Annotated in this window: 10 protein-coding genes; 8 read left to right on the top strand and 2 right to left on the bottom strand. The window is 70.2% G+C overall.

Annotation, left to right across the window (positions count from 1 at the left end; all coding sequences use genetic code 11):
- Nucleotides 1–22: 22 nt before the first annotated feature.
- A complete protein-coding gene (locus tag IZR01_RS44590; RefSeq protein ID WP_438939725.1) occupies nt 23–1,195 on the top strand; it encodes an agmatine deiminase family protein in 1,173 nt (390 codons plus the stop codon).
- A 146-nt stretch (nt 1,196–1,341) separates the two neighbouring features.
- On the opposite strand, the gene IZR01_RS44585 is transcribed toward IZR01_RS44590, so the two are convergent.
- Nucleotides 1,342–1,977, bottom strand: coding sequence for a TetR family transcriptional regulator C-terminal domain-containing protein (locus IZR01_RS44585; protein WP_194896840.1), 636 nt, complete (start codon nt 1,975–1,977; stop codon nt 1,342–1,344).
- Between the two features lie 157 nt (nt 1,978–2,134).
- Here IZR01_RS44585 and IZR01_RS44580 point away from each other — a divergent pair, with 157 nt between their 5' ends.
- The 7 genes from IZR01_RS44580 (at nt 2,135) to IZR01_RS44550 (ending at nt 9,881) form a co-directional block, all read left to right on the top strand.
- Nucleotides 2,135–3,262, top strand: coding sequence for an agmatine deiminase family protein (locus IZR01_RS44580; protein ID WP_194927362.1), 1,128 nt, complete (start codon nt 2,135–2,137; stop codon nt 3,260–3,262).
- Nucleotides 3,259–4,209 carry a nitrilase-related carbon-nitrogen hydrolase gene (locus IZR01_RS44575; RefSeq protein WP_194927361.1) on the top strand — a complete coding sequence of 317 codons (951 nt, stop codon included), beginning with the start codon at nt 3,259–3,261 and terminating at the stop codon, nt 4,207–4,209. The genes IZR01_RS44580 and IZR01_RS44575 overlap by 4 nt, the downstream gene beginning before the upstream one ends.
- A gap of 142 nt (nt 4,210–4,351) precedes the next feature.
- Nucleotides 4,352–5,989 carry an ABC transporter substrate-binding protein gene (locus tag IZR01_RS44570; RefSeq protein WP_228561278.1) on the top strand — a complete coding sequence of 546 codons (1,638 nt, stop codon included), beginning with the start codon at nt 4,352–4,354 and terminating at the stop codon, nt 5,987–5,989.
- Nucleotides 5,986–7,119 carry an ABC transporter permease gene (locus IZR01_RS44565; RefSeq protein WP_228561277.1) on the top strand — a complete coding sequence of 378 codons (1,134 nt, stop codon included), beginning with the start codon at nt 5,986–5,988 and terminating at the stop codon, nt 7,117–7,119. The genes IZR01_RS44570 and IZR01_RS44565 overlap by 4 nt, the downstream gene beginning before the upstream one ends.
- Nucleotides 7,116–7,985, top strand: a complete 870-nt coding sequence (locus IZR01_RS44560) for an ABC transporter permease (RefSeq protein ID WP_194927360.1) — start codon at nt 7,116–7,118, stop codon at nt 7,983–7,985. Before IZR01_RS44565 ends, IZR01_RS44560 begins: the two co-directional genes overlap by 4 nt.
- Nucleotides 7,982–8,992, top strand: a complete 1,011-nt coding sequence (locus IZR01_RS44555; RefSeq protein ID WP_194927359.1) for an ABC transporter ATP-binding protein — start codon at nt 7,982–7,984, stop codon at nt 8,990–8,992. Before IZR01_RS44560 ends, IZR01_RS44555 begins: the two co-directional genes overlap by 4 nt.
- A complete protein-coding gene (locus tag IZR01_RS44550) occupies nt 8,985–9,881 on the top strand; it encodes an ABC transporter ATP-binding protein (RefSeq protein WP_194927358.1) in 897 nt (298 codons plus the stop codon). Before IZR01_RS44555 ends, IZR01_RS44550 begins: the two co-directional genes overlap by 8 nt.
- Here the strand turns inward: IZR01_RS44550 and IZR01_RS44545 are convergent.
- Nucleotides 9,868–10,334: ArsB/NhaD family transporter (locus IZR01_RS44545; RefSeq protein ID WP_323747280.1), on the bottom strand; the 467-nt coding region annotated here is incomplete at its 5' end. The two genes, IZR01_RS44550 and IZR01_RS44545, sit on opposite strands and share 14 nt — an antisense overlap.

The raw sequence follows: 10,334 nt of genomic DNA, 5'->3' as shown, positions 1-10,334 counted from the left end.
CCCCACCCCCACCCGCCGCTCTCTGCTGCTCGGCGCCGCCGCGGCCGGGGCCGCGACGCTGGTCGGCGCGCGTACCGCCGCGGCCGCCACGGCGAACGCGGCGAACGCGGCGCCGGCCACGAGCGCGAAGGACGTTGCCAACGCTCGCGCCGCCGCCGCCCCGGCCCGCCGGGCAGCCGCCGCATCAGGCACCTTCGTCGTCCCGGTCGACTCCGTCCAGCACACCCGCACCTGGATGGCCTGGCCGGACTCGACCTCGATCTGGGGCCGTCAGCTGTCCGGCGTCCAGCAGAACATCGCCCTGATCGCCCGCACGATCGCGAACTACGAGCCCGTGTACCTGCTCGCCAACTCCGCCAGCGTCGCCAAGGCCCGCTCGATGTGCGGCTCCGGCGTCACGGTCATCGGCTCGATCCCGGTCAACGACTGCTGGATGCGCGACACCGGCCCGATCTTCCGCACCGACGGAGCCGGCGGCCTGGACACCGTCGGCCTGAACTTCAACGGCTGGGGCAACCGCCAGGTCCACACCAACGACGCCCTCGTCGCCCAACGCGTGGCCGGCTACCTGAGCCTGCCCTTCACCGCCGCCGGCCTGGTCGCCGAGGGCGGCGCCATCGAGACCGACGGCGCCGGCACGCTGATGGCGACGCAGTCGAGCATCATCAACACCAATCGCAACCCGAAGCTGAGCCAGGCCCAGATCCAGGCCGCGATGTGCGCGGCCTACGGCGCGAGCGAGGTCATCTGGTTCACCGGCATCAGGAACCAGGACATCACCGACGACCACGTGGACGCCACCAGCCGCTTCCTGGCCCCCGGCGCCGGCGCGGTGCAACTCCCGGCTTCGGACGAGAACGACGTCTGGGCCACCGACGAGAAGCAGCAGTACCAGGTCCTGTCCACGGCCACCGACGCCCAGGGCACAGCCATCGGCGTCACGAAGATCCAGGGCCCGGACTACAACGTCATCCGCTCGACCAACCAGGACTTCGTGGGCTCATACGCGAACTACTACGTCTGCAACGGCGCGGTGATCTCGGCCCAGTTCGGCGACACCAACGCCGACGGCCAGGCCTACGACACCCTCAGCGCCCTGTTCCCCGACCGGACCATCGAGCAGCTGGACATCGACAACCTCGGCAACGGCGGCGGCGGGATCCACTGCGTCACGCAGCAGCAGCCCTCGGTCTGACTGGATTGTCAGGCGGAACTATTTCGCGGGATTGTTTGGCGGAATTGTTTGTCAGAGCCCGGGCTGACTGTCTCGACCGAAGCCAGCCCGAGCTCTGACGAACGCGCCCGACCATGCCGCGCGGAAACGGTTAGCCGCGCGCCCGCCTACCTAGCGCCCGGCCCCAGCTCCGCCACAATCGCTCCCCGCAGCAAATCCCGGGCCCGCTCCAACCCCAGCGTTCCCGACAGCCATCGCTCCGACAGTCCCTCCACCAGCGCCGTCAGCCGCTCGGCCACGTCCTCCGGCTCCACGCCCTCGCGCGCCTGGCCGGCCTCCTGCGCCAAGGCGACCCGCTCGGCCATCTCCGCCACCCACGCGGCCGTCGCGCCCTCCAGGCGCTCCCGCAGGTCGGTTTCGAAGATCGCCGACGCCCGCAGTTCGCCCCAGGCGGTGCTGTTCTCGCGGATCTCGTCGGTGTCCTGCAACTCCAGTAGCAGCGTCTGTTCCAGCTCCGAGCGCGCATCCCGGTCGGCCGGGCCGGAAGCGCCCGCGCCGCCCGGGCCGGAAGCGGCCGCGCCCTTCGCCGTCGCGAGTGCCTGCGCCGTGTACCGGTCGGCCCGGTCGCTGATGTAGTCCAGGGTCGCGCGCAGCAGGCCCGCCCGGTCCTTGAAGTGGTAGTAGATCAGCCCGGTCGAGGCTCCGGCCTTCGCCGCGATCTCCTCCACCCGCAGCCCTCTGACGCCGCTCTGGGCGATCATGCCGACCGCCGCCTGGAGGATCAGGTCCCGTTTGCTGGCCACGCCATCACACCTTACATGCGAGTCGCCGTCGTCCGATGCTCTTGACTGAAGTTTCAGTCAAGAGCATTCTAAGCACACCGCGCCGCCGGATGGCAGCGCTGGACCCCCGCTCACGAACCCCGTTCACCGTACCCCGTTCACAAGGAACCGAAGAACCATGACCACGACCACGACCACGACCACGACCACGACCATGCGCATGCCGGCCGAGTGGGCCGAGCACGAGGGCACCCTGATGGCCTGGCCCACCAGAGCCGACCTGTGGGGCGCCGTCCTGGACGCCGCCAAGGACGAGTACGCCGAGGTGGCGCGCGCCGTCGCCCGCTTCGAACCGGTGCTGATGGTGGCCCCGCCCGGGGCCGGCGCCGAGGCCCGCGAGCGCTGCGGCCAGGGCGTCGAAGCCGGCCAGCACACCATCCGCCAACCCACTGATCACCCCATCGAGGTGATCGAGCTGCCGATCGACGACTCCTGGTTCCGCGACTCCGGCCCGATCTTCGTCACCGACGGCGCGGGCGGCCGGGCCGGCGTCGACTTCCGCTTCAACGCCTGGGGCGGCAAGCACTCGCCGTGGGACGCCGACGACCGCATCAGTGCCCTGCTGCTGGAGCGCCTGGGCGTGGAGCGCGTGGTGTCCTCGCTGATCCTGGAAGGCGGCTCCATCACCGTCGACGGCGAGGGCACGCTGATCACCACCGAACAATGCCTCCTGCACCCGAACCGCAACCCGGGCTGGACCCGCGAGCGGATCGAGGACGAGCTCAAGACCCGCCTCGGCGTCACCACCGTCATCTGGCTGCCCTACGGCGGCGCCGAGGACTTCGAGACCGACGGCCACGTGGACGGCTGCTGCGCCTTCATCGCCCCGGCCACCGTGATCGTCCAGTTGCCCGAGGACCCCGCGCACCCGGACTACGAACGCTGCCGCGCCAACCTGGAGATCCTGCGGACCTCCCGCGACGCCCAAGGCCGCACCCTGACCATCATCCCGGTCCCGCAGTCCAACCGTGTCGACGTGGACGGCGAGGAGGTCGAGGTCGGCTACCTCAACTTCTATCTCCCCAACGGCGGCTGCGTGGTCCCGATCGCCGGAGTCCCCGCCGACGAAGGGGCGCTCGCCGCCCTGGCGAAGGCGATGCCGGACCGCGAAGTCGTCGGCGTCCGCACCCGGACCATCGCCTACGGCGGTGGCGGCATCCACTGCATCACCCAGCAGATCCCGCAGATCCCGCAAACACCGCAGACGCCGCAGGCACCGCAGACACCGAAGGCGGCAGCAATATGAGCGCCCGCAGCACCGACTACACGCTCCTGACCTCCTTCGGCTCGCCGCTGGGCTCCCCGGCCCGCCTGGAGCCCTCGGTCCGCCCGATGCTGCGGATCGGCCTGGTCCAGATGCGCTGGCAGCCGGACGCCCAAGCCCACGACGACGCCCTGCGCGCCGGCGTCCGCATCGCCGCCGAACAAGGCGCGACCATGGTCTGTCTGCCGGAGCTGACCCGCAGCCCCTACTTCGCGGCCGACGCGGCGATGGCCGTGGACGCCCCGCGCTTCGCCGAGGACCTGCACGACGGCCCCACCACCCGCCTGGCCGCCGAACTGGCGAAGGAGCTGGGCATCGTCGTCCACGCCTCGCTCTACGAACGCGCCGACGACGGCGGCCTCGGCTACAACACCGCGATCTGCGTGGACGCCGAAGGCAAGATGCTGGCCAGCACCCGCAAGAACCACATCCCCGAGTTCCCCGGCTACCACGAGAACCTGTGCTTCCGGCCCGGCGACAGCGGCTTCCCGATAGTGCCGATCGACAACGTCCGCTTCGGTTTCCCGACCTGTTGGGACGAGTGGTTCCCGGAGCTGGCCCGCGCCTACGCCCTGGCCGGTGCCCAAGTCCTGGTGCACCCGACGGCGATCGGCTCCGAGCCGGAGCTGCCGGAGTTCGACACCCGCCCGATGTGGGAGCACGCGATCAGCGCCAACGGCCTGGCCAACGCGCTGTTCCAGATCGTGCCCAACCGCGTCGGCGCCGAGGGGCGGATCGCCTTCTACGGGTCCTCATTCATCTCCGACCCCTACGGCCGCATCGTCCTGCGCGCGCCCCGGGACCGCCCGGCGGTCCTGGTCGCCGATCTGGACCTGGACCAGCGCCGGGACTGGCTGGAGTTCGGCCTGGTCTACACCCGCCGCCCCGAGCTCTACGGGCCGCTCACCGAGCCGATGGCCCGCGGCTAGCACCTGTACCCGCGGCTTGCACCTCTGGCTCGCAGCTAGCACCTCTAGCCCGCGGCTTGCACCTCTGGTTCGCGGCTTGCACCTCTGACCCGCGGTTGGCACCTCCCACGCTCGGATCCCTTTCCCTCAAAGGAGCATCATCTTGCTGAGAATCCCCTGGCGATCCACCGCCGCGGCCGGCACCGCGTTGTTCCTCGCCGCAGCGGTCACGGCTTGCAGCGGCGGGCACACCACCAACGCCAGCGGCGGCAGCGCGACCTCCGGCGGCGCGGCCTACGCACTGTCCGCGGCCACTCCCGTCGCCAAAGGACCCATCGACTCGTTCTCCTGGGCCCTGTACGCCGAGCCCACAACGCTCGACTACGCGCAGGCCTTCGACTACCCGCAGAACATGATCCTGTCGAACATCTGCGAGTCGTTGATGCGCTGGAATCCGGACCTCACCGAGTCCCCGGGCCTGGCCTCCTCGGTGGCCCAGCCGGATCCGACGACCTATGTCTATACCCTGCGATCCGGCGTGAAGTTCCATGACGGCGGCACGATGACCGCCGACGACGTGGTGTTCTCGCTCAAGCGGCAGATGGACCCGGCGACCGGCTCGACCTGGATATCAACGTTCGACAACGTCGCCTCGATCACCAAGACCGGCGCGCTCCAGGTCACCGTCAAGCTGAAGAAGCCGGACTCGCAGTTCGGCGAGGCGATGGCGAACTCGGCGGGCACCGTCGTGCACGCCTCGGCCGTGCAGGCCGCCGGGCAGAACTACGGCACCGCCGGGAACCTCGGCTGCACCGGCCCCTACACCCTCGGCACCTGGGTCAAGGGCACGTCGATCGAGCTGGACCGCTTCCCCGGCTACTGGGGCAAGCCCGCGCTGGCCGGCAAGGTGGTCTTCAAATTCATCACCGACCCGACCGCCCTGACCAACGCGCTGCTCACCGGCGCGGCCGACGGCGGCTACCTGATCACCCCCGACAGCTACGCCCGGCTGAAGTCCTCCGGTGTCGGCAACCTGTACTTCGGCAAGTCGCTGACGACGATCAATCTGAACGTCTGCAACCTCTCCGGGACGCTTGGCGACGTCCGGGTTCGCAAAGCCCTGCTGTTGGCGCTGGACCGCTCCGGCTTCGTCAAGGCCGGTCTGAAGGGCGTCGGCACCGTCACCTCCTCGATCGCCCCGGCCGATTCCTGGCCCGCCGGAGCCGTGCCGCCGGCCGCCGATCTCGCGCCGACCTCCCAGGACCTGACCCAAGCCAAGGCCCTGATTCAGCAGGCCGGCGCCACCGGCAAGACCGTCACCATCGCCACCTCGCCGATCGGCCCGGACGTGTCGCTGCTGGCCACCGCGTTCCAGTCGGCCGGTACCCAGATCGGGCTGAAGGTGCAGCTCAAGACGATCGCCCCGGACGCGTTCACGGCGCTGTTCTCCGACCCCAAGGCCCGCGAAGGCTTGGACGCGTTCCCGGAGACCTACTACCTGTCCACGACCGACCCGCTGGCGATCTACCACATCTTCGGCACCGGGGACTTCGAGAACTACGCGGGCTGGTCGGATCCGGCCTACGACAAGCTGATCGACCAGGCCGAAGCCGAGTACGACCCGGTGAAGCGGGCCGCGATCAGCGCGCGGATCCAGAAGATCGCGATGGACCAGTTGCTCTGGATCCCGGCCGCCGAATGGCCGACGTCGCTGTTCCTGGACAAGCGGATCACCGGCGCCCCGACCTCGATCTCCTATCTCTACTACCCGTGGGCCGCGGACGTCGGCTCGGCCGGATGAGCGACGTGGACGGCGCGAGCTCCGTCGCCAGTGCCAGTGCCAGTGCCAGCGCGAGCGCCGTCAGCAGTGCGAGCTCCGTCGACAGTGCCAGCGCCGTCGCCAGTTCGGGCGCGGTCGCCAGTTCGGGCGCTGTCAGCAGCCGAAGCGCCGTCAGGAGTGCGAGCGCCGCGAGCGATGTCTGGCGGTTCGCGGCGCGGCGGGCCGTGGAACTCGCCGTGACGCTGCTCGCCGCCTCGTTCCTGATCTTCTCCGCGGTCTACCTGGCGCCGGGCCGGCCCGAGACCTTCCTGCTCGGCGGGCGCTCGGCCACCCCGCAGGCGCTGGCCGCGATCCGGGCGCACTACCACCTGAACGACCCGTTCCCGGTGCAGTACTGGCGCTGGCTCACGCAGATGGCGCACGGCGACTTCGGCACCTCGATCCAGTACCGCGCGCCGGTCCTGCACCTGCTCACCGCGCGGCTGCCGGGGACGCTGATGCTGATCGGGATGGCCGCGGTCCTGGTGGCGGTGCTGGGAATCGGCGCCGGGTGGCTCTCGGCGCGGCGGCCCGGCGGCGTGGTCGACCAGGTGCTGTTGGTACTCACCTCGGTCGCCGTCGGGACCCCGTCGTTCGTCGCGGCGATCGCGCTGATCTGGGTGTTCTCGGTGCGGCTGGGCTGGTTCCCGTCCATCGGGTCCGGATCAGGGTTCTTCGATATGGCCTACCACCTGACGCTCCCGGCGCTGGCGTTGTCGCTGTACTGGGTCGGGACACTGGCCCGGGTGACGCGGGCGGCGATGCTGGCCGAGTTGTCGAAGGAGCACGTGGCCGTGGCGCGCAGCCGTGGGATCCCGGAGCGGATCGTGCTGCGCCGGCACGTCTTCCGGAACGCCGCCGGCGGGATCGCGACGATGAGCGGCCTGACCATCACCGGGCTGGTCGTCTCCACGGTGCTGGTGGAGTCGGCGTTCGGGCTCGGCGGGATCGGGGCGTTCCTGGACTCGTCGGTCTCGGTGAAGGACTTCCCGGTCGTGCAGGCCATCAGCCTGCTGATCGTGACCGTGTTCGTGGCCGTCAATCTGGTCGTGGACCTGACCTATCCGTTGCTGGATCCACGGGTCCGGCTCGGGGCGAGGAACAGCGCATGAGCACTCTGACGCTCGTCCGGCGGCGTCCCGGATTCCGCGCGCTGCGCGTGTCACGGCCTTGGCTGTTCTATATATGTGCGGGCTTCGCGGCGATGATCGTTGTGGTTGCTCTGCTGGCCCCGTGGCTCGCGCCGGCCGATCCGAACGCCTCGGACCTGAGCGCGGCGCTGACCGGGCCGTCCGCCGCGCACCTGCTCGGCGCGGACGGTTCGGGCCGCGACACGCTGTCCCGCCTGATCCTTGGCTCGCGTACCGCGCTGCTCGGTCCGGCGGCGGTCGTGGTGTTCTCCACGACGCTCGGAGTGGCTGTCGGTGTCGCTGCCGGCTGGCGGGGCGGCTGGCTGGACTCTGTGCTGTCCCGAAGCAGTGAGCTGATGCTCGCGTTCCCCGGGCTGTTGCTGGCCATTCTCTTCGTCTCCCTATACGGAACGGGGTTGGTGGCTCCGATCGCCGCGTTGTCCCTCGCCTACACGCCCTATGTCAGCCGTCTGGCTCGCGGCCTGACGCTGGCCGAGAGGCAGAGGCCTTATCTGGCGGCGTATCGCGTCCAGGGCTTCTCGAACTGGACGATCTGCGTGCGGCACCTGATCCCCAACATCGGGCCGGTGATCCTGGCCCAGTCCACCGTCAACTTCGGCTACGCCCTGATCGATCTGGCCGCGCTGTCCTACCTGGGGCTGGGCGTGCCGCCGCTGACGCCGGACTGGGGCGCGATGGTCAACGACGGGCAGTCCGCGATGCTTCAGGGGCAGCCGCTGTCCGCGATCGTGCCGTGCCTGGCGATCGTGGTGACGGTGGTCGCTTTCAACGTCGTCGGCGAGCACTGGGCCGATCGCGTGGCGAACAGAGAGGACGCGCGCTCGTGAAGACGGCACAGACCTTGCAGACGCCGCAGACGTTGCACATCCGGGGACTGCGGGTGAGCCTGCCGGGGACCGCGCGCCCGGTACTCGACGGCGTTGATCTGGAAGTCGGTGCCGGTCAAACGGTCGCGTTGGTCGGGGAGTCCGGGTCCGGCAAGACTCTGACATCGCGTGCGGCGCTCGGGATGCTGCCGGCCGGGGCCACGGCTTCGGGGATCGTCGAGGTCGACGGGCAGGACGTGCTGACGATGGACGCACGGGCCCTGCGACGGTTGCGGACGACCACCGCGGCGATGATCTTCCAGGATCCGCGGGCCGGCATCAATCCGGTGCGGCGCGTCGGCGACTTCCTCACCGAAGCTCTGCGCACGAATGGCGCGGCGGATAAGCGGACGGCGCGTAAGCGGGCGTTGGTGCTGCTGGACGCCGTCGGGCTCTCTGAGCGTGTGCTGCGGCAGTATCCGCACGAGTTGTCCGGCGGCATGTTGCAGCGGGTGATGATCGCCGCGTCGCTGATGGCCGATCCGGTGCTCCTGCTGGCCGACGAGCCGACCACGGCCCTGGACGTCACCACGCAGGCCGAAATCATCGCCCTGCTTCGGGATCTGCAATCCCGGTTCGGCACAGCGCTGCTGTTCGTCACGCACGATCTGGAGCTGGCGGCCGTGATCGCCGACCGGGTCGCGGTGATGTATGCGGGGCGGATCGTCGAGACCGGCCCGGCGGACCAGGTGTTCGCTGATCCGAAGCATCCTTATACGGCGGCGTTGCTGGCGGCCACTCCGCGGTTGGACGCGCCGGCCGGTCGCCTGGCCGTGATCCCGGGCCGGGTTCCTGATCCGCGGACGGTGATTGCGGGCTGCGCGTTCGCGGGGCGTTGTGCGCACGCCGTCGATGCGTGCGTTGAGGAGCGGCCGGAGACCGCCGCGGTTCCCGATCGCTCCGAGGCCACGGTCGCCTGCTGGCGAAGTGGCACATTGACGTTGCAAGGAGGGGCGAGCCGTGGCTGAGCCGGTACTGGAAGTCAGTGGGCTGCGGAAGGTCTTCGGGTCGCAGGTCGCTGTGGACGACGTGTCCTTCGCGGTCGCGGCCGGCGGGTCGCTGGGCGTCGTGGGGGAGTCGGGCTCGGGGAAGACGACGACCGCGCGGATCATCGTCGGGCTCGAACATGCCGATGCCGGGGTCGTGCGTATCGACGGTCGCGATCGCGACCATGTCGGTCGCGGGGCTCGTGGCGCAGATGCCGGTCGTGGGCGCGCCGTTGGTCGCAGCGGTCGCAGCGGTCGCAGCGGTCGCAGAGCTGAGCGGTTGGCTCGCGCTCGCCAGGTCCAGATGGTCTTCCAGGATCCTTTCCTGTCTCTCGACCCGCGCCTCCCCATCGGCACCGCCCTCACCGAAGTCCTCCGCCTGCACCACCCAGACCGCGACCACTCCGCTCGCGTCACCGAACTGCTCGACCAAGTCGGCCTCGGCACCCGCGAAGCCACCGCCCTGCCCCGCGGCTTGTCCGGCGGCCAGCGGCAACGGGTCGCGATCGCCAAGGCCCTGGCCGTCGAGCCGCGAGTGTTGGTGTTGGACGAGGCGGTCGCCGCGCTGGACGTCTCGGTACAGGCACAGATCCTTAACCTCTTGGCGGATCTGCGTGCCGAGCTGGGCATTGCGTATGTGTTCATCACCCACGACCTCGGCGTCGTCCGCTGCGTCACCGACGAGGTGGTGGTGATGCGGCGGGGCGCGATCGTCGAGCGCGGTGCGACTGAGACGGTGCTGGCCGACCCGTCGCACTCCTACACACGACTGCTGCTCGAATCGGTGCCCGGCCCCGGCTGGGACCCGCAGCTGATCACCGCCGCGCGCCGGGCCCTGGCCGAGTCCGAGGCCGAGCTCACACCCCGATGACCCGCACCGCGGCCCACAGCGTGACGGTCGCCGTGATCAGCGTCGCGGGCACGGCGATCAGGCCGAGCCGGGTGTACGTCGCCAGGCTCACCTGCTCGCCGTGCGAGGTGAGCACGCGGCGCCACAAGAGCGTGGCCAGCGAACCGACGTAGGTCAGGTTCGGGCCCAGGTTCACGCCCAGTAGCACCGCCAACAATGTCGCCGGCCCCAGATGCGCGGCCGCCGGCAGCAACACCAGCGTCGCCGGCAGGTTGTTGACCACGTTGGCCAGCACCGCCGCGACACACGCGGTGCCCAGCAGCGGCAGCAGCGAGGACCCGTGCGGCAGCAGATCCCCGACCCGCGCCCCGATCCCGTCCCCGGTCGCCGCCTTGACCACGATCCCCAGCGCCAGCACGAACGCCAGGAAGAACGGCGCCGCCGCCCCGGCCATCTCCCGCACCGTGGTCCGCC

Source organism: Catenulispora pinisilvae (genome assembly GCF_015356865.1).
Lineage (GTDB): Bacteria > Actinomycetota > Actinomycetes > Streptomycetales > Catenulisporaceae > Catenulispora > Catenulispora pinisilvae.
The sequence above is the reverse complement of the archived record's forward strand: the minus strand, read 5'-3'. Positions and strand labels throughout refer to the sequence as shown.